Raw genomic sequence first — 20,232 nt, 5'->3', positions numbered from 1 at the left:
CCTTGAAGGTTTGTGGCAACAGCCGTGAGTCGTTGGCCAGTACCGTCGGCAGTTTCGGCAACAGCGTGCCGAGTTTCAGCGTGCTTTTCGAGGCACGCACTTTGGCGGTCAGACCCAGTTCACCGTACTCGTCCTGTGCGCCTTTGCTCGTATCGCGGTGACGTTTGAGCAGGCCGGAGCCTGCGCGATCGGGGCTGGAATCGAGCTTGACGCCGAGCAGGCCAATGGCATCGAAGCCGACACCGATCAAACCTTCGGTGAATCCCGATTCATAACGCAGCAGGAAACCCTGGGCCCATTCCTCTTGTTTGGATTGGGCGGCGTTGTCCTGGCGATAGTCGCGATTGAAATAGAAGTTGCGCGACTCAAGGCTGGCCGTGCTGTCTGCGAAGAAGTCGGCGTGAGCCTGTGCAGCGAGGCCACTGCCGGCCAGGAACAGGGTAAGGGTGGTCGGTTTCATTGGATGCCTTTTGTTTTTGTTGTCGACGAGCCGCTCCGCGCCATTTGGAGTTGGCAAGGTGAGGGCGCTTTTGGGGGCCTGCGCCGAGCGGCGCAGGTCGGGCGTAAAAAAGCGCGAGCAAAGGAGCGGACTCGCGCTCGGGGCATCAGCCCCGGCAAAAGCAGCGTCAGTGACTGCTGGCCATGGAAGCACCAAGGCCGGTCTGGGCACGGACGAATTGATCGGCATAGGCGGTGCGCTCGCGGTCTGCGCGCTCGCTGCGGTCAAGCCTGGAAACAACCACGATGACCAGGAAGGCCAGGGGCATTGAGAACAGCGCTGGCTGGTCGTAAGGGAAGAGCGCCTGGGCGTGCCCCAAGACACCGACCCACACCGACGGCGAGCAGATCACCAGGGCCAGTGCGCTAATCAGCCCGGTCAGGCCGCCATAGAGGGCGCCGCGGGTGGTCAGGCCGCCCCAGTACATGGCCATGATCAGTACCGGGAAATTCGCCGAGGCGGCGATGCCGAACGTCAGGCCGACCAGGAAGGCGATGTTCTGGCCCTCGAACAGAATGCCAAGGGAAATCGCAACGAGGCCCAGGCAGACGGTGGCAATGCGCGACACACGCATTTCCTTCTTCTCGTCGGCGCGGCCCTTCTTCAATACCGAAGCGTAAAGGTCATGGGAGATGGCCGAGGCACCGGCCAGGGCCAGACCGGACACCACGGCGAGAATGGTGGCGAAAGCTACCGCAGAAAGAAAACCGAGAAACAGGTTGCCGCCCACCGCCTTCGCCAGGTGCATGGCCACCATATTGCCGCCGCCAATCATGGCCCCGCCGAGCTTGCCATCGACGTAGTACTGAGGATCGGTGCCGACGATGACGATGGCGGTATAGCCCAGGACGCAGACCACCAGGAAGAAGAAGCCGATGAACACCGTGGCGAACAGTACAGATTTACGTGCCTCCTTGGCATTGGGCACGGTGAAGAAACGCATCAGGATGTGCGGCAGGCCGGCAATGCCGAAGACCAGCCCCAGCGATAAGGACACCGCGTTGATCGGGTCGGCCAGCAAGGTGCCCGGGCCCATGATCTGCACACCACTGGCATGCACGGCCACCGCTTGGGCGGCCAGCGTCTCGATGCTGAAGTCGAAGCGACTCATGGCCATCAACACCAGGGTAGTGCCGCCCGCCAGGAGCAGGACCGCCTTGGTGATCTGTACCCACGTCGTGGCGAGCATGCCGCCGAAGATCACGTAGACCAACATCAGCACGCCGACGACCACCACCGCCGTGCGGTAGTCGAGACCGAACAACAATTTGATCAGTTGACCGGCGCCGACCATTTGCACCACCAGATAGCAGCACACCACGGTCAGCGATCCGAGGGCGGCAAAGCTGCGTACGCGGGTTTGATCGAGGCGGTAGGAGACGATGTCGGCGAAGGTGTAGCGCCCCAGGTTGCGCAAGCGCTCGGCCATCAGAAAGGTGACGATAGGCCAGCCGACAAAGAAGCCAATGATGTAGACGAAGCCGTCGTAACCCTTGGCGAATACCATGCTCGACAGGCCCAGCAGAGTTGCTGCTGACATATAGTCCCCAGCGATTGCCAAGCCATTCTGAAATCCCGTGATACCGCCGCCTGCGCTGTAGAAATCGGCGGCTGAGCGGGTGCGTCGTGCCGCCCACCAGGTGATCAGCAGGGTGGCGAGGACGAAAACGAAAAACATGCCGATGGCGTGCAGGTTGAGTGGTTGTTTCTCCGCGGTGAGCGGGGCGGCATTGACCAGCAGGGGACTGAGGGCGAGAACAGCGAAGAGGCGTTTCATGCGCGGGTCTCCTGGAGGATCTGCGAACTGAGCACGTCGAAGTGAGTGTTGGCTCTGTGCACGTACCAAGCGGTGAGTAGCCAGGACGACAGGATGATCGCCACGCCGATGGGCATGCCAAGACTGAGGTGGCTGCCGTCGTACAGCGGCAGGTGCAGCCAGGCAGGGACAAACGCCACCACCATGATGAAACTGTAATAAATAGCCAGAACCACACCGCTCAGTGACCAGGCCAGTCGCGCGCGCTGGCGGGTGAGGTGCTTGAACTTGGGATTGTCCCTGACCTGGGCGCAGGTCTGGGCGTGGTTCGGATGGTCAGTCGTCATAATGAGGCTCCGAGTAGGGTTTTTATTGTTGTTTCCGCCTTTTCAAAGGCAGACGAGTACTCGGGCGACACCCGTGCGGGGCGTCACCTGAATGCGATGGCAGGACTCATTGCCGGTCGAAAGAACGTCCGGGGATGGGAGGGCGATGTAGGAAGTCGATGTCGTACCAATGCGTGACGAGCAGTGGCACAAGCCAGCGGTGCACAGTGAGGGGTGGCGTTATTGCGTCGCGGAACAACTGCTTGTGTTCGGCGTAGACGCCGACGTTAACCCATGCGCTCATGCTGTTAGCCCTATATTGTTTTTGTAGTGGCTTACTGGCTAGGAAACGATGCTGGTAGACCAGCTTGATCGCGAGTATAGGGTGGCTTTTTTACGATAAGAATTGACAGAAACGCCTGATTGACATGCAAAAATGCACAGCGAAAAGTCAGGTGAACCGGGAAAGACATACGTTTTCTTTTTTGGAATTACAGGTGCTCGCACCGCCAGGGAGTGACCTTTACCTCGTCGAGGGATTGGGGCTGATCTCACTGACGGTTTTTTACCAATGGCAGGCAAGATGTGGTTGTTCAGCGAGCCACCAAATCCTGAGATGGATGTGGGCTGAATTTCACATTTTTGGACTTAGTGGAGTTCTGTTTAGAGGCTGTCAGGATCCCCGAAAAACATCTGAATCCGCGACCGTAACCACCGTTCACCCGGGTCATTATCCTGCGATCCACGCCAAGCCATGTGCAGCTCAAAACTGCGCACTGGCAATGGCGGATCTTCCGCCCGCACGCCACCGGCTGCAGTCAACGCTTCTGCGGTGTAATCCGGGACAGTGGCGACGATATCAGTCCCGCTGATCAGTGTGCTCAACCCATTGAACTGCGGCACGGCCAGCACGACATGCCGTTTGCGCCCCAGCTTCTCCAGCTCTTCATCGATAAAGCCGCTGAGGTCGCCAGCGAACGAGACCAGCGCGTGGGGGCGGGCGCAGAAGTCATCCAGGCTCAAGGGCCCCGGTACCGTGTCGGCGCGCAACAGTTTCGGCATGCTGCGGCGCAGCACTTTGCGCTTGGCGTTGGCGGGCAGATCGGCGGTGTAGCTGACACCAATGGAGATCTCGCCCGAGGCGAGCAGGCTCGGCATCAGGATGTAGTTGGCCCGACGTACCACGAGCACGATTCCCGGCGATTCCGCGCGCAGGCGTTTGAGCAGCATCGGCAGCAGTGCGAATTCAACATCATCGGACAAGCCGATGCGGAACACCGCGGTGCTGGTCGCCGGGTCGAATTCCGCCGCGCGACTGACCGCGGTGGAAATCGAATCCAGGGCCGGCGAGAGCAGGGCGAAGATTTCCACCGCCCGGGCGGAAGGCTCCATGCTGCGGCCGGTGCGCACGAACAACGGGTCATCGAACAACCCGCGCAGGCGCGAGAGTGCCGCGCTGATGGCCGGCTGGCCGAGGAACAGTTTCTCCGCAGCGCGGGTCACGCTGCGTTCGTGCATCAGTGTTTCGAAAACGATCAACAGGTTCAGGTCGACACGACGCAGGTCATTACGATTCATCTGGAGTCCTGGCAGATTCAGCAAACTTGACGTGAGCGGACATATGAGAACAATGGCCGGCATGAATCTTACGGGGAAAGACTGGTACTCTGCATAGGGTAATTCAGTTTTTTCTGAAAGGCTGCTTCGGTTTTTCACGGCATTGGATGATGTCGCCGTCGCTGCGGAATCAATGACAGGCATGTCGACTATTAATAGCCACTGATGGTCTTGGGTATAAAGCCCAGATAGAGTTCAGGGCATTAGAGGTTACTTTGACGAGGTTTGCGATGTCCCGCACGATCCGTTTTCACAAGTTTGGTCCAGCCGAGGTGCTCAAATGCGAAGAGCATGCGGCCGCTCTGCCTGCACCGGGTGAAGTGCAGGTGCGCGTCGAAGCGATAGGCATCAGCTGGTATGACATTCTCTGGCGCCAGAACCTGGCCTCATCCCATGCACGTCTGCCGTCAGGCCTTGGCAGCGAAATGGCCGGTGTGGTCACGGCGCTCGGCGAGGGCGTCGATGACCTGGCTATCGGTGACAAGGTGGCCAGTTTCCCGGCCGAAAGCCCTAACGACTATCCGGTCTATGGCGAACAGATCGTTCTGCCACGTACGGCGCTGACCCGCTACCCGGACGTGCTCAGCCCGATCGAAGCCAGCGTTCATTACACGCCGCTGCTGGTCGCCTACTTTGCCTACGTAGATCTGGCGCGAGTCAAACCCGGGCAATTTGCCTTGGTCACCGACGCCAGCCACTGCGCTGGACCGTCGTTCGTGCAACTGGGCAAAGCCCTTGGTGTGCGGGTGATTGCTGCGACCAAAACCGCGGATGAGCGTGAGTACCTGTTGTCTCTGGGGGCCGAGAAGGTCATCGTCACCGAAGAACAGGATCTGCTGCTGCAGATCAACAAGATCACGGATAACCGCGGTGTCGATGTGGTGTTCGATGGCCTTGGCGGGCCGCAGATGTCGCTGCTCGGCGATGTACTCGCCCCTCGTGGCAGCCTGGTGCTCTATGGCCTGCAAGGGGGCAACCAGACACCATTTCCGGCCTGCGCGGCGTTCCAGAAAAATATTCAGTTCTTCGTGCACTGCATCGGCAACTTCACCGGCAAGCCGGAGCTGGGCATCATCCAGGATCAGGTTGCCTTGCAGCGCGCTCTGCGCGACATCAACCAACTGACCGCCGATCGGGTGCTGTTGCCACTAAAAACCCGGGTCTTTCCGTTCTCCGAGTTTGTCGAAGCGCACCGCTATATGGGCGAATGCCCATGTCGCGAACGGGTCGCCCTTCTGGTCGAACCTGCCTGAGCCATGGCTCCTCTCAAGAGTCCGTACCAATACGGACTCTTGTGCTGGCAGTACTCCAAATGAGACGTTCCACCGATCTGTCGGTGGGCCGGTTCAGCAACTGAACTGGTTTTTGCTCTCGATCTGTATCTTCTAATCATTATGTAAGCCCTGATAATTGAATGATTACTTTCATCTCAAGGAAAGAGTCATGGCCGAGTATCAGGCTGAAACTCCTCAATGCGCGCCAGCAATATATGCTCAACAAATAATGCGGCGCCGTTCAGTTGTCTTACATTCATGGGCAACTTCTTTCTTTATTTCTTGTGCTAAGTGTCTGTGGGACGCTGTCGGAAATTTCCTAGGAAAATCCGCGGGAGCGCAAGGCGCCCGTTCTGCGAGGTGTTGCGCCGATTTTGATCTCCTTGGGTTGCCTGCAGCATTCAATCATTTCAAATAATTACACAATGCTTAAGTGCTAGCATTTGATAACAGCGCCGGCATTCCATTCATGACAAACAACCTGTTGCGCAATACATCTCGTTATTTGCGTGGCATCGAACTTATGAGTCACAGGTAAATAATGATGACCGCTACCCATGATCAGGCAATGAACTATGTTTATCAGCAAATGCTGCAGCGCTTGCTGGGGTTTTTCTCTCGCGCCGAGCGCACGGCATTGCAATTGCTGATTCAGCGTCTGGTGATGTCTGCAGGAGGTTTGGAGCGTATCGGCGATTACAAGGTGTTGTCGATCCAGACCGGGTCCCGCGACAGCTGCTACACCCTGGCGCTACTGCGGGCCGCGCAGCTGAGTATTGCCGGCCGTGCGCCGGCGACGTTTCAGCTGCGCGTGGCGACCTTGCGTTTGAACGGTACGGCCACGACAGCCTTGGAAAACATCCATCGCAGCTGTTGCGCATTGTTTCTCTACGACGATCCCCGGGTCGAAGTGTTAATGGTCGATAATCGCGAAGTCCTGCCGTTCAATCATCTGGCGCCGATCTCCGAAGCTGGTCGCGAGTCCAATCGGCTCAATCTGCTGATGGTCGGGCACCGCCGTGTCTGGGACGGGCCGCTTGATCTGTGGGATGACGGCTATCTGGCAACTGGCGAATTCTACGGACAAATCGCCCGCTGGAACCAAGGTGTCGACGCATTGATCAGTAGCGATACACCCCGTCGGCAGAAGCGGTTTCTCGAAGGGTTGAATCGTGCAGCGGCCAAGGCCGGGCTCAAGGCGCCGGAGCGTCAGGGAACGGGCTACGAATGCCTGTTCACGCGACTCGATGAGCTAGGCAGCGATTGCTACCGCGAGTTTTATCCTGGGGCTGCCCGGGCGGCGTGGCGTCCCGCCGAACATTTTGAAGCGTGCCGCCGCACGACCTTCATCGATATTCACGACATGCTGGTCAGCAACCTGGAAGAGCGTTGGCCACTGCTCACCGATTTCCTTGGGTTCCAGCCTGACGAGTTATCGGCTCAGCTCAGTGATAACGACTACGTGAGCTTGTCGATATCCGCGCATCTTCGTGGCTTGCAAGCGTGCTTTGTACAGGGTCGCCGCTACGAGGAAGGCATTGGCGAGTACCTGCAGCGGGCATTGGTGATGATGCGCCGCAAACACGTTCCAGAGCGCTTTTGCGAACAAGCCGTGGAGACCTTCGCCAACCCGATGACGATGATCGACCAGCGTGCCTTGGCGGCGGCTGAAGCACAAAAAAGCCTCGGTTTGAGCGAGGCTCAACTGGTGTGTCTACTGTTTGCCCCGTTTGTCGACAATGGCGCGGCGCTTGAGCATTTTCTCCGTCAGTGCCATCCCGGCATGCTCGTCGCGTTGCCGGATTTGCACCGGGCGATGCAGGGCGGCCCGGCTCCCGAGCAAGTGCTGCAATGGATGGTCGATGTCAGCGGGTTGCCCGTAAGGCTGATCGGTACGCTTTACCGCATGGGGCCGGTGGGTCGGGATGAGGTCCGGGCGCTGGGCATGGAGAGCGCCGAAGAGGGCGGGCAAGCTGAAGTCATGAAGCCTGGCAGTGAAACGACTGTGGCTGGCGAATGGTCGACGGGCCGGTGAAAGTGCCTGGTTCGACGGATCCGACAAGGATGCGTCATGACGTTCGTAGTCTGCTTGGCCGTTACCCATGAAAGGACCACAAGATACCGATTTTGCGTACCAGGCTGTGTACCGTTACCTGACTAACCTGATCAATGAGCCAGGCAGTGACGTGCAAGTGCGCCTGCCCTCATTGCGGCAGTTGGCGCATCGCCTGAGCGTGTCGATCTCGACCATTCAGTACGCGTATTCGCTGTTGGAAAAAGAAGGGCGCGTCTATTCAGTGGCCAAATCAGGCTACTACGCACTCCCTGTCTCCTCTATCGGCATACCCGGTAGCGGCAAGGACCTGCTTGAAACGGTTTATGTCAACGCCAGGCGTCCCGGCATGCTGGTGTTGAGCGCCGATGAACCGGCGTTATTGCAACCCCTGGATAGTCCCTTGCTGTTACTGGAGAGAGAACTGCTGCGCCAGTATCCGCGCCAGCCACAGCCGTCCTCGCAACCCTGCGGCGAGCTGGAACTGCGCACAGCCCTGGCGGCACGCTACACCACTTCGCCAACCCGTTGCTGGCATGCCGATGACGTCTATATCGGCGCCGATCTGCGTGGCGTACTGGAAATATTGATCGCCGTCCTGGGCCTCAAGGATGCTGTGGTGGTGGTCGAATCACCCTGCGACTGGGCCATTCTGCGCCTGTTTAAAGATGCGGATGTGCAAGTGGTGGAGCTGCCGCTGCAAGCCAATGGTGGCCTGGATCCTGAGCAATTGAAGAAATTGCTTGAGACCGAGCAGGTGCGCCTGGTGATGCTTTCATCGCGGCTGAACATGCCCCGCGGCAGTGTGGCACCTGACAGCAACAGGCGCATCACCGCCCAGTTGCTGGAGCGACATGGCAGTTGGGTGCTGGAAAACGATTGTTACGGCGAGCTCGAATTCGAACCGAGCGGCCTGCGGTTTCGTGATCTGCTGAATCCGGATCGGCTGATCGTGTTTTCCACATTCGAGAAAATCATCGGGTCGGAAGCACCCTTCGGCTATCTGCTGTCGCGACAGCTGCGTGGCGAACTGCAACGGCACTTTCTGCTGCGCGCTTTCCGCTTGTCGTTGATTCGTCAGAAAGCCATTGCGCGGCTGTACAGCAACGGACGCATCGATCAACACCTGCTGGTGTTGCGTCGACTGCTCAAGGAACGCATGGTGCAGATGACCCGGTTGCTGGAAGAGCGTCTGCCCGATGCGCTGCACTTCGTCGAGCCCCGAGGCGGGGCAACGATCTGGGTTCGTTCCTTGCGCCAAGTCGATGTGCGTCGCGTGTTCGAGCGTTTGCTCAAGCAGCATGTGGTGATTGCACCGGGTGAGCTGTTCAGTCTCCAAGGCCTGCACGGGCAGCACTTACGCCTGAGTCACACCTTCGGTGGTCACCACGACCTCGCCGATGCATTAGGGCTGTTGGCGGATGCCTTGCGCCTCGAATCGATCGACTGAACCGGGGTGCAAATCGCCCTCGGAACCTGACATTCGATAACGTCGCGCCCGGAGCAAACTGTCAGTAAACTGCGTTCTATCCCCGAACCACTCTTTCTCAGAGGTTTTGCATGACACTCAGTCCTTTTGCGGGCAAACCGGCACCGGCAGAACTGTTGGTCGACATCCCGCGACTGGTAACGGCCTATTACACCGGCCAGCCTGATGCAGCCATTTCTACCCAGCGCGTCGCCTTTGGCACGTCCGGACACCGAGGTAGCTCGTTCGATCTGAGTTTCAACGAATGGCACGTTCTGGCCATCAGCCAGGCGATCTGCCTGTACCGCGAAGCCCAAGGCATTGACGGTCCATTGTTCGTCGGCATCGACACCCACGCACTGTCCACACCCGCCGGTGCCAGCGCCCTGGAAGTCCTGGCGGCAAACGGCGTGACAGTGATGATCGCCGAAGGCGACGAGTACACCCCGACGCCGGCCATTTCCCACGCGATACTTTGCTACAACCGTGGTCGCACCTCGGGCCTGGCAGACGGCATCGTCATTACGCCGTCTCACAACCCGCCACAAAGCGGTGGCTACAAATACAACCCTACCAACGGTGGCCCGGCCGATACCCACATCACCAAATGGATCGAAGCCAAGGCCAACGAGTTGCTGGCGGCCAAACTCGCTGGCGTCAAACGCATCAGCTACGAGCAGGCCCTGAAGGCCAGCACCACCCATCGCCATGATTACCTCAACACCTACGTCGCCGACCTGATCAACGTGATCGACTTCGACGCCATCCGCGATGCGAAGCTGCGCCTGGGCGTCGATCCGCTGGGCGGAGCAGGGGTGCGTTACTGGTCGGCGATTGCCGAACATTATCGTCTGGACCTGGAAGTGGTGAATAAACAGGTGGATGCGACATTCCGTTTCATGACCGTCGACTGGGACGGGCAGATCCGCATGGACCCATCGTCCAGCCATGCCATGCAAGGTTTGATCGGCCTGAAAGAACGTTTCGACGTCGCCTTTGCCTGTGATCCGGACCACGACCGCCATGGCATCGTGACCCCGTCCGGTGGTTTGCTGGCACCCAACAACTACCTGGCGGTGTCGATCGATTACCTGTTCCAGAACCGTCCGCTGTGGCGCGCCGATGCGGCGGTGGGCAAGACTGTGGTTAGCAGTGGTTTGATCGATCGCGTCGCCAAACGCCTGGGCCGCCGTCTGTACGAAGTGCCGGTTGGCTTCAAATGGTTTGCCGACGGCCTGTTCGACGGCTCCCTCGGTTTTGGCGGCGAAGAAAGTGCCGGCGCATCGTTTCTGCGCAAGGACGGGAGTGTCTGGTGCACCGACAAGGATGGCTTGATTCCAGCGCTACTGGCGGCCGAAATGACTGCCCGCACCGGGCGTGATCCAAGTCAGGCCTATCGCACGTTGACGGATGAGTTGGGCGAACCGTTCTCGGTAAGGGTCGATGCCAAGGCCAACCCTGAGCAAAAAGCGCTGCTGAGCAAATTGTCGCCGGAGCAGGTCACCTCGACTCAATTGGCGGGTGAAGCGATCCAGAGCATCCTCAGCCACGCACCGGGCAACGACCAGGCCATTGGCGGTCTGAAAGTCATGACCGAGAATGGTTGGTTCGCGGCGCGTCCGTCGGGTACTGAAGACATCTACAAGATCTATGCGGAAAGCTTTGTCAGTGACGACCACCTCAAGCAGTTGGTGGCAGAAGCTCAGACACTCGTGGATGGCGCGATTTCTGCGAAGTGATTGAGGGCCCTGTGGCGAGGGGGCTTGCCCCCGTTGGGCTGCGAAGCGGCCCCAAGATCTCGAAATTACCGTAGATTTTGCGAGTGCTACGCACTCGAACGGGGGCAAGCCCCCTCGCCACAATGGGCATACAAAAAAGGGGCAACCATCAACGGTCGCCCCTTTTTTTTCGTCGCGCATTTACCCCATCAAGCCACATCCACCAACACAATCTCACTGTCCTCAATCGCCGTCACGCGCAACACCTGCTCCTGCGCAATGGCGACACCGTCTCGAGCTTGTGCACGCAAGCCATTGACGTCAATGATTCCAGTGGCTGGAACCAGATAAGCACGACGACCACTGTCCAGATGATACTCCGCAGACTCCCCGGCCTTCAGGTTCGCCGCCACCAGACGCGCATCGGCGCGAATGGGCAGGCTTTGATCGTCGCCGGCCTTGCCGCTGGCCAGGGTCACAAAACCTTCACGCTCGCCTTTGGGAAATGGCTTGGCACCCCACGACGGTGCCGAACCGGCTTCATTGGGGATGATCCAGATCTGAAAGATCCGGGTTTCGGTCGCTTCCAGGTTGTATTCGCTGTGGGCGATCCCGGTGCCGGCGCTCATGACTTGCACATCACCTGCTTCGGTGCGGCCCTTGTTGCCGAGGTTGTCCTGATGGGTAATCGCGCCTTCACGAACATAAGTGATGATTTCCATATCACGGTGCGGGTGTTGCGGGAATCCGGTTCCGGGAGCAATCACATCGTCGTTCCACACCCGCAGGTTGCCCCAGTTCATGCGTTTGGGGTCGTAGTACTCGGCGAACGAAAAGTGGTGATGAGCGTCCAGCCAGCCATGGTGCGCACCGCCCAGCGAATTGAAGGGTCTGAGTTCAAGCATGATCGTCTCCTGAAAGGTTCGTCATGGGGCAGAAAGCCTGAGCCACAAACGAGAACCGGTGGTTGATGGCGAGCATCATCTATCAAGAAATAATCGATAAAAAGCGTAAAAAGTGCCTCAATACAATCGAATTGACTGATATTAAATGACCTCGAAACATTCTTACTGAACCTTCACTTCATCGCATAAGCCAATGACCTGTAAGCATTTCACTAGAACTCAACGGCAAATGCAGACACCATAGCCCTCAACAGCCTCACACCCTGGAGTCCGTCCGCGTGCCGCCACACACCCCCGATCTTCCTCCCGAACTTCGCCCCTTGGCCGAGATGCCTTTGTTCAAGCGTCTGGCTGCCCGTTTTTTGGGTTACAGCCTTACCCGCCTGCGCGCGCAACACCGCGCGTCCTGGCTGCACGGGCAAGCCGACGGTTTTCGCAGCGGCCACAGCGCCGGGGTGGACTACGGCTATAAGGAAGGCAAACTCGAAGGGCTGGAGGAAGGTCGGCAGGTTCTGTTGATTCGCGACTCACGCTCAACCGAACATCGACCGCCCAACGTCGATGACAATCTGTTCGACGATTGGCGCCTGCCGTTGAGTACCGAGCTGAAGAAACGCATGAAGGCCGACGTGGCGCGGATGTTGCCCGCACATGCCCAGCCCAGCGCTGCTCAGTGGAAGATGATTTTCAGCGATACACCGTCGACCTCGGTGATCGCCGGGGCGGGCGCGGGCAAATCGACCACCCTGGTGCTGCGAATTCTGCTGCTCAGCCATTACCTGGGGTTTGAGCTGAGTTCGATGACCGTGGTGACCTTCACCCGCGAATCGCGCAAGGACTTCATCAACAAGCTGATCGAGCTGTTTGCAGTCTGGGGCCGGGGAATCAGCCTTAAAGAAGCGCGCGATCTGGTGCGCACGTTCCATTCGCGCATTTTGCCGATGGTCCGCAGCCTGCCGGGTTTCGAGCGGCTGCAAGCGTTCGAAAACCTCAGTCACCGCCTACAAGGCGGCGATGAGGAAGTCGACAGCAACCCCTTCGACCTGCGCATCAACGACGCCCAGCGCCAGCAACTCAACGCCTGCTATCACAGCCTGCACACCCGCGATGAGCGTTTTCGCGAGTTGATCAAGCCGTTGTCGCGTCATGCCTTGCAGCTCAAGGAGCTGGAGCGTGATCACCCGGACGTGCAGAAGCGCATGGCGGTGACTGAACTCGCCGCCAAGCGCGATGAAGAACTGTGCGACACAATCGAAGACCTATGGTTTCGTGCCGGCGCCTGGCCGATCAAGGGCATCGAACCGAAGCGTCAGACTTTCGATATCAACGGTTCGACCTTTCATTGTCACGGCTACATTCCGACGCTGGACACCTGGGTGGTGCTGGGTTTTGATCCCCGGGAAAATCCACAGGTCAGCCGTCCAAATGCCAAACTTTCAGTGCGCGCAGAATGGGCGGTAAAGCGCACCCTGTTTCAAGCTTTCTGTCGTAAGCCTTTGATATGGCTAGAAAGTTATGAGTCTTCAAAACGTGTTTTGGCATCCCTTGCCGGGGATGCCAGCGCCGGGCCGGGCTTCGATTACAAGGTCAAGGGCGAGCTCGGCTCCGCGCCCTTGCTGGACTGTTTTGTCGCGGCGGCCGGGTTTATTGAAAACCTCGGCCTGGATGTGCCGGATGCCGTGGGCCAGATGAGTTTCGCCAAGGATGACCCGGACCGCTTTTTCTTCGAGGCGTTGAGCCTGTTTTGGCGAGCATTGGAAGACCATCTGCTGGATCAATCGCCACCGGTGATGACTTACAACCGGATGTTCGCCTTGTTCAGCGAGCATTCGCCGGAGAACCTCAAACTGCTGGGCGATGAGCTGCTCAGGCCCATGTCGCACTTGATGATCGACGAGTTTCAGGACGTATCACCGCAGATCGTTTCGTGGATTCGCGCCAGCCTGGCGGAGATTCGCAGTCGCGGACCGGCCATGCATGTAGGGCGCGGCGCGCAGCGTTCGTCCTTGCTGTGTGTCGGTGATGACTGGCAGTCCATCTATGGCTGGCGCGGCAGCTCGCCGACTTACTTCATGGAATTCAACAAGGAGTTCCCGTCGCCGAGCACGACCAAAGTGATGCTCAGCGACAACTACCGTAGCCATCAGCACATCATCGATGCGGCGGAGCATATTGTCCGCGCGGCGCCGGCGATCGCTGGCAAGAAGGCCAAGGCCAGCGGCGAACCCAAAGCACTGCTGCCGGTGAATGTGCTCGATCGGGATGACCAGGGCTTGGCCCAGCGCCTGATCGAGCACTATAGAAAAGGCGATTCAATCTTGATGCTTTATCGAAAAAGCAGCGATAAGTCATTGATTGAAGAGCATATTCAGTCCGTAGTTAATGTGGATTCCAGCTTGCCCTACGACGCTCGGCGGCTCAAACAACTGACCTATCACAGCGCCAAAGGCCTGCAGGCTGATGCGGTATTCCTGCTGGGCGATTGCCAGCACCTGACCAGTTCACCCTACAAGAACCAGGTCTATCGCATGGCCGGACTCGGCAAGGCGGGTGACAGCGAGCCTTACGACAGCGCACAAAAAGACGAGATTCTGCGACTGGCTTACGTGGGCATCACTCGAGCCGTCAGTCATTGCTACTGGTATGTCGATGGCCAGGATACCTCGGCTGCGAACCTGCCCAAGGCTTCCGACCGGATCGGCAAGGGCAAGGCGTTCTTCGCTGATCATCGCCAGGGAAAAGTGTCTGCCTGACCAAAAGGGTCTTGAGCAGAAAACCTGTGGCGAGGGAGCTTGCTCCGGCTTGAGTGCGTAGCACTCACAAAAAATGGGCGCTTGTCGAATTTTTGGGTCCGCTACGCGACCCAGCGCGAGCAAGCTCGCTCGCCACAAAGGCAGGCATGGCTGAAGAGGTACCGACTGGCTGTGAAAAGTTGCGGGGGGCGCAATCCCGGCCTATGGTCCAAGGCGAGGCTTTGCTTGCGACTGGCGCGCAATGATTCGCCGCAGGTCGCTGTCCTTCCAATGCGGATACATGCAGCGAGGTGACGACATGCCGAACGACTCCCGTCCCGCCGTGCTCGAACTGATCGGCAATACGCCCTTGGTGCGTGTCAGCCGTTTCGATACCGGCCCCTGTACGCTGTTTCTCAAACTCGAATCACAGAACCCCGGCGGCTCGATCAAGGATCGCATCGGCCTGGCAATGATCGATGCCGCCGAGCGCGATGGCCGCCTGAGACCCGGCGGCACCATCGTCGAGGCCACCGCCGGCAACACCGGCCTCGGCTTGGCCCTGGTCGGTCGGGCCAAGGGGTATCGGGTGGTGTTGGTGGTGCCGGACAAGATGTCCACCGAAAAGGTTCTGCACCTCAAGGCCATGGGCGCCGAAGTGCACATCACCCGTTCCGATGTCGGCAAAGGTCATCCAGATTATTACCAGGACGTCGCTGCGCGGTTGGCGCGGGACATTCCCGACGCCTTCTTCGCCGATCAATTCAACAACCCGGCCAACCCGCTGGCCCACGAGTGCAGCACCGCTCCGGAGATCTGGGCGCAGACTCAGCATGATGTGGATGCCATCGTTGTCGGCGTGGGGTCGGCCGGCACATTGACCGGGCTGACCCGTTTCTTTCAGCGCGTACAACCGAACCTGGAAATGGTGCTGGCCGATCCGGTCGGTTCGGTGATGGCCGAATACAGCCGTAGCGGCACCTTCGGTACGCCCGGTTCCTGGGCGGTGGAGGGCATTGGCGAAGACTTCATTCCGTCGATTGCCGACTTGTCCAGCGTGCGCAAGGCTTATTCGATTAGCGATGAGGAAAGCTTCGATCATGCCCGCCAACTGCTGCGCGCCGAAGGCATTCTCGGCGGCTCTTCGACCGGCACATTGCTCGCTGCGGCGCTGCGTTACTGCCGCGAGCAAACCGAGCCGAAGCGGGTGGTCAGTTTCGTCTGCGACACCGGTACCCGCTACCTGTCGAAGGTCTACAACGACCAGTGGATGAATGACCAGGGGCTGCTGGCGCGCAAGCGTTACGGTGATTTGCGAGACTTGATCGCGCGGCGTTTCGAGGATGGCCGGGTGGTCAGCGTCGGTCCGGACGACACGCTGCTCACCGCGTTCCAGCGCATGCGCCTGGCGGATGTGTCGCAACTGCCGGTGTTGGTGGACGGGCAGCGGCTGGTCGGCGTGATCGATGAGTCCGACATTCTGCTGGGCGTGCACGAAGACGCTTCGCACTTTCGTATGCCGGTGAGCAGTGCGATGACCGACAAGCTTGAAACCCTGCTTCCCGGCGCCAGTCTTGCTGAGCTGGAGACGGTGCTCGATCGTGGGTTGGTGGCGATTATCGCCGACACTTCGGGCTTCCACGGCCTGATTACTCGCGTCGACATGCTCAACCACTTGCGGAGATCCCTCGCATGAGTCAGCACGATGAAACCGCCAAGCCACGCGCCTTCGCCACCCGTGTTATCCATGCCGGGCAGACGCCGGATCCTTCCACCGGGGCGCTGATGCCGCCGATTTACGCCAACTCCACCTATCTGCAACAGAGCCCCGGTGTGCATAAGGGCTTCGACTACGGGCGTTCGCACAACCCGACGCGCTTTGCGCTGGAGCGTTGCGTGGCGGATCTCGAGGGCGGTACCCAGGCCTTCGCCTTCGCTTCCGGGCTGGCGGCGATCGCCAACGTGCTCGAACTGCTCGACGCCGGCGCCCACATTGTCTCCGGCAATGACCTGTACGGCGGCACATTCCGGCTGTTCGACAAGGTGCGCCAGCGCAGTGCCGGACATCGGTTCAGTTTTGTCGATCTGACCGATCTGACGACCTTCGAAGCGGCGCTGCAAGACGACACGCGGATGGTCTGGGTCGAGACGCCGAGCAATCCTTTGCTGAGCCTCACGGATCTCGCTGGCGTCGCGCGTATCTGTCGTCAGCGAGGCATCATCTGCGTGGCCGACAATACCTTCGCCAGCCCGTGGATACAGCGGCCGTTGGCGTTGGGTTTCGATATCGTGCTGCACTCGACGACCAAGTACCTGAACGGTCACTCCGACGTGATCGGCGGCATCGCGGTGGTCGGGCAGAACGCTGAACTGGCCGAGCGCCTGGGTTTCCTGCAAAACGCGGTGGGGGCTATCGCCGGCCCGTTCGACGCTTTTCTCACATTGCGCGGGGTGAAGACCCTGGCATTGCGCATGGAACGTCACTGCAGCAATGCGCTGGAGCTGGCGCAATGGCTGGAGCGTCAGCCACAAGTGGCGCGCGTTTACTACCCAGGCCTGCCATCACACCCGCAGCACGAACTGGCGCGGCGGCAGATGCATGGATTCGGCGGGATGATTGCCCTCGATCTGAACGGCGACCTGGCGGGTGCCAAACGTTTCCTCGAGAGTGTGCGGATCTTCGCCCTGGCCGAGAGCCTGGGCGGGGTGGAAAGCCTGATCGAGCACCCGGCGATCATGACCCATGCCACCATCCCCGTCGAAACCCGGGCACAACTGGGCATCGGCGATGCGCTGGTGCGTTTGTCAGTGGGGGTTGAGGATGTCGAAGACTTGCGTGGCGATCTGGCTCAGGCGTTGATGCGGATCGGTTAAACGTTTAAGCCGCAAGGCAGACTTTGTAGCAGCTGCCGAGCCTGCGAGGCTGCGTTCGGCGGCGAAGCCGTCGTGAATCCGGCTGACACGGTCTGCCTGATACACCGCGAGTTCTGATTTTACGACGGCTTCGCCGCCGAACGCCGCCTCGCGCTGCTCGGCAGCTGCTACAAAAAGCCCGCTAATGTTATGAGCGGGCTTTTTGTCGGGTGCCGACCATCAGGCATAACTCCTGAGGGCCTGCGGCGGAATGAAGGTTTCCAGCTCATCTTCAACCGCTTCGATAATTCGTTCTACATCCGCCGCATTCATGACCGTAGCGCAAGGAATGCCGGCAATGGCGATCATGGTTTCGCCACTGGCGCGGTCGAACAGACGGGCAACCATGCTGCCCGGGGCATCCATGGTCGCTTCGAAACCCATGGGATGAAAATGCCAGCGCATCAACTGGCAGGCATTTGGAAAAGTGACCTTGCTGAAAGACCCTTTATTCATGTGTTGCCCACCTTATTCATCGAGCGCTTCCTTTAGCTCATGTTAGGAGGGAAGAACCTTCAGTGGTTCAACCGTTGACTGTCTTTAAAAGTAGCATCCAGATGTGAAAATCATGTGGATTTTTTCAGTCCGTTTAGCGATTGGTTCATTTTTTCTTGATGCAGATCACGAGACATGGATTTATCGACCAAAGACCCCTATTGGCGGAGCATTCCAGGGGGGGGCATTGAAGCCTGGCGAGAACTTCGGCAAGCTCGGTTTTCTCGTCGAGTCTTTTACGCACACCGACGATGGTCCGATGCAAATCAGGCCACGGGCGAGACAGCTGGCAACCGTGGACAGAACCCGCCCCCCCAGGATCGACATCATCGAAGTTTTGAGCAGCGGAGTCTTGCATGTCGGCGTGGCGCACGATCAGTTTATGGATGGATCAACTCGACGAGCCCTTGCTGGCGCGCCCGGCACTGGAGCAGGACCTGGACGTCGACGTGGCCATCATTGGCGCCGGATACACCGGGCTCTGGACCGCGTACTACCTCAAGCGCCTGGCACCGGGGTTGAACATTGCCGTCGTCGAAGCAAACATCGCGGGTTTTGGTGCGTCGGGCCGTAACGGCGGCTGGTTGATGGGCAACCTGCTAGGCGAAGACCGCTTGCTCGCCGATTTACCGGCGCAACAGCGTCGCGCCTCTTTCGATCTGCTGCACGGCATCCCTGATGAAGTTGAGATCATCCTCGAACGCGAAGGCATCGACTGCGATTATCGTAAAGGCGGGGTGCTTTACTGTGCTGCGCGTTATCCAGAGCAGGAAGCCAGCCTGCGCCAATATCTGGACTCGCTCTACCGCCAAGGGCTGAGCGAAAGCGACTACCGCTGGCTCACTCCCCGGCAATTGGCGCAACAGATCAGAATTGCCAAACCTTATGGCGGTATCCATGCACCGCATGTCGCAACCATTCACCCGGCAAAGTTGGTGCGAGGTCTGGCGCGGACAGTAGAGCGCATGGGGGTCAACATCTATGAAAACAGTCCGATCACTCAATGGCAGCCGGGCCGTCTGCGCACGGCCAAGGCCCAGGTCCGCAGCCATTGGATCGTGCTGGCGGTAGAAGGGTACGCGGCCACATTGCCGCCGTTGGGCCGTTATCAATTACCGGTGCAGAGTTTGCTGGTGGCAACCGAACCGCTGTCCGCCGCGACTTGGGATGAAATCGGCCTCAGTCGTGGTCAGGCCTTTAGCGAAAGCAGCCGCCAAGTCACCTATGGTCAGCGCACGGCAGATAACCGCTTGGTGTTCGGCGCCCGTGGCGGCTACCAATTTGCTGGCAAGTTGCGCCATGACTTCGACTTGACCAGCGGCGAAGTGGCGTTGCGGCGTTACCTGTTCAGCGAACTTTTCCCGCAGCTCAAGAACGTACGAATCACCCATGCCTGGGGCGGCAACCTGGGCATGTCCCGGCGCTTCAAGCCGCACATGGTCTGCGATCAGGCCAGCGGCATCGCCTTGTCCGGCGGTTATGGCGGGGAGGGCGTCGGTGCCAGCAACCTCGGCGGCCGGACGCTGGCCGACCTGATTCTTCAGCGCGACACCGATTTGGTTCGCCAGCCGTGGGTCATTCCTCAGGGCGGTCTCGACGCACTCAAAACCTGGGAGCCCGAACCCTGTCGCTGGCTGGGCTACAACGCGATCATCCGCAGCTTCGTCCACGAAGACCAGACCCTGGCTAACCCGGCCACCGCGCCCTGGCGACGCAAACTGGTCAGCCGGGTCGCGGGGTTCATGGAAGGTTTCATGCACTGAACGGTGACGAGTCTGATGTTGCCAGTCCAAGTGCAACATTGAGCAGGGTTTATCCGTGGCTGGAAACGGGTGCGGATGCGGGATTGAAAAAGATTCGTACGGGTAGCTGAGCGGTCATATCTTGTTGCCAATGGCGCCGGTCGGGTTGACTGCAACGGTTTAGATTCCATGCCTTCTGTCAAGACAAGGAGGCAATGGAATGCCTGTCTGTTCGAAAGCTGGTCATCTGCGCATAGGGCGTTATTCCGAGCCTGGCCGCATCTACTTGTTAACAGCCGTCGTTCACGAACGGCAGCCAATTTTTACCGATTGGCGCATGGGGAGGCTGGTTGCCCAACAATTACATCTGGCTCAGGAGGAGCATTGGGCAGATTTTCTGACTTGGGTGGTGATGCCAGACCATATGCACTGTTTGGTACAACTTCGGGATAGAACGTTGGCCGAGTTGATGTGCCGAATCAAATCCCGTAGCGGTCTGGCCGTTAATCAGGCGCTGGGGCGGAAAGGGCGTTTGTGGCAGAAGGGCTACCATGATCGTGCGGTTCGGCGAGAGGAGGATGTGAAAGGCCTCGCTCGGTATGTTGTTGCCAATCCCGTTCGGTCGGGATTGGTTACACGTGTCCATGATTATCCGCTGTGGGATGCGTGTTGGCTGTGATTTTACGACTGCTGCGCAGCCGAACGCAGGCTACGCCAGCTGCTACAAAAATCGT

General features: G+C 59.0%; 15 protein-coding genes. 9 read left to right on the top strand and 6 right to left on the bottom strand.

All coding sequences use genetic code 11. The features are described 5' to 3' along the window. The 4 genes from BZL43_RS05690 to BZL43_RS05675 form a co-directional block, all read right to left on the bottom strand. The coding region (locus BZL43_RS05690; RefSeq protein WP_143517831.1) for an OprD family outer membrane porin at positions 1-460 on the bottom strand (460 nt) is incomplete at its 3' end. Between the two features lie 166 nt (positions 461-626). After that, the gene (locus BZL43_RS05685) at positions 627-2,276 is read right to left on the bottom strand and encodes a cation acetate symporter (RefSeq protein WP_095631406.1); all 1,650 of its coding nucleotides are present in this window, start codon (positions 2,274-2,276) and stop codon (positions 627-629) included. Next, complete coding sequence (locus BZL43_RS05680) at positions 2,273-2,602, bottom strand: DUF485 domain-containing protein (RefSeq protein ID WP_095631405.1); 330 nt, start codon at positions 2,600-2,602, stop codon at positions 2,273-2,275. The genes BZL43_RS05685 and BZL43_RS05680 overlap by 4 nt, the downstream gene beginning before the upstream one ends. A 642-nt stretch (positions 2,603-3,244) precedes the next feature. Continuing rightward, positions 3,245-4,159, bottom strand: coding sequence for a LysR family transcriptional regulator (locus BZL43_RS05675; protein ID WP_095631404.1), 915 nt, complete (start codon positions 4,157-4,159; stop codon positions 3,245-3,247). 269 nt (positions 4,160-4,428) lie between these two features. Here BZL43_RS05675 and BZL43_RS05670 point away from each other — a divergent pair, with 269 nt between their 5' ends. From BZL43_RS05670 to pgm, 4 genes are all read left to right on the top strand, one after another. Then, positions 4,429-5,451, top strand: a complete 1,023-nt coding sequence (locus BZL43_RS05670; protein WP_095631403.1) for a zinc-dependent alcohol dehydrogenase family protein — start codon at positions 4,429-4,431, stop codon at positions 5,449-5,451. Positions 5,452-6,016: 565 nt separating this feature from the next. Then, entirely contained in the window at positions 6,017-7,507 is a 1,491-nt protein-coding gene (locus BZL43_RS05665) for a hypothetical protein (protein WP_095631402.1), read from the top strand. Positions 7,508-7,574: 67 nt separating this feature from the next. Continuing rightward, on the top strand, positions 7,575-8,975 hold the full coding sequence (locus BZL43_RS05660; RefSeq protein WP_095631401.1) for a PLP-dependent aminotransferase family protein: 1,401 nt from the start codon (positions 7,575-7,577) through the stop codon (positions 8,973-8,975). Between the two features lie 110 nt (positions 8,976-9,085). Continuing rightward, complete coding sequence (pgm, locus tag BZL43_RS05655) at positions 9,086-10,732, top strand: phosphoglucomutase (alpha-D-glucose-1,6-bisphosphate-dependent) (RefSeq protein ID WP_095631400.1); 1,647 nt, start codon at positions 9,086-9,088, stop codon at positions 10,730-10,732. Positions 10,733-10,920: 188 nt separating this feature from the next. Here the strand turns inward: pgm and BZL43_RS05650 are convergent, their stop codons facing one another. Then, positions 10,921-11,616, bottom strand: a complete 696-nt coding sequence (locus tag BZL43_RS05650; RefSeq protein ID WP_095631399.1) for a pirin family protein — start codon at positions 11,614-11,616, stop codon at positions 10,921-10,923. Between the two features lie 278 nt (positions 11,617-11,894). Between BZL43_RS05650 and BZL43_RS05645 the strand changes: the two genes are divergently transcribed. From BZL43_RS05645 to BZL43_RS05635, 3 genes are all read left to right on the top strand, one after another. Further along, complete coding sequence (locus tag BZL43_RS05645; RefSeq protein ID WP_095631398.1) at positions 11,895-14,369, top strand: UvrD-helicase domain-containing protein; 2,475 nt, start codon at positions 11,895-11,897, stop codon at positions 14,367-14,369. A gap of 298 nt (positions 14,370-14,667) precedes the next feature. After that, positions 14,668-16,044 (top strand): cystathionine beta-synthase, encoded by a 1,377-nt coding sequence (locus BZL43_RS05640; RefSeq protein ID WP_095631407.1) that lies wholly within the window; start codon positions 14,668-14,670, stop codon positions 16,042-16,044. Continuing rightward, complete coding sequence (locus BZL43_RS05635) at positions 16,041-17,222, top strand: cystathionine gamma-synthase (RefSeq protein ID WP_095631397.1); 1,182 nt, start codon at positions 16,041-16,043, stop codon at positions 17,220-17,222. The genes BZL43_RS05640 and BZL43_RS05635 overlap by 4 nt, the downstream gene beginning before the upstream one ends. Before the next feature lie 219 nt (positions 17,223-17,441). On the opposite strand, the gene BZL43_RS05630 is transcribed toward BZL43_RS05635, so the two are convergent. Further along, positions 17,442-17,717 (bottom strand): DUF1652 domain-containing protein, encoded by a 276-nt coding sequence (locus BZL43_RS05630; protein WP_095631396.1) that lies wholly within the window; start codon positions 17,715-17,717, stop codon positions 17,442-17,444. A gap of 395 nt (positions 17,718-18,112) precedes the next feature. Here BZL43_RS05630 and BZL43_RS05625 point away from each other — a divergent pair, with 395 nt between their 5' ends. Further along, positions 18,113-19,519 carry an FAD-binding oxidoreductase gene (locus BZL43_RS05625; RefSeq protein ID WP_095631395.1) on the top strand — a complete coding sequence of 469 codons (1,407 nt, stop codon included), beginning with the start codon at positions 18,113-18,115 and terminating at the stop codon, positions 19,517-19,519. Positions 19,520-19,718: 199 nt separating this feature from the next. Then, the gene (locus BZL43_RS05620; protein ID WP_095631394.1) at positions 19,719-20,177 is read left to right on the top strand and encodes a transposase; all 459 of its coding nucleotides are present in this window, start codon (positions 19,719-19,721) and stop codon (positions 20,175-20,177) included. Positions 20,178-20,232: the final 55 nt, after the last annotated feature.

The sequence above is a fragment of the Pseudomonas sp. PICF141 genome, from assembly GCF_002286815.1.
GTDB lineage: Bacteria > Pseudomonadota > Gammaproteobacteria > Pseudomonadales > Pseudomonadaceae > Aquipseudomonas.
This window is presented reverse-complemented; position numbering and strand designations above follow the sequence as displayed.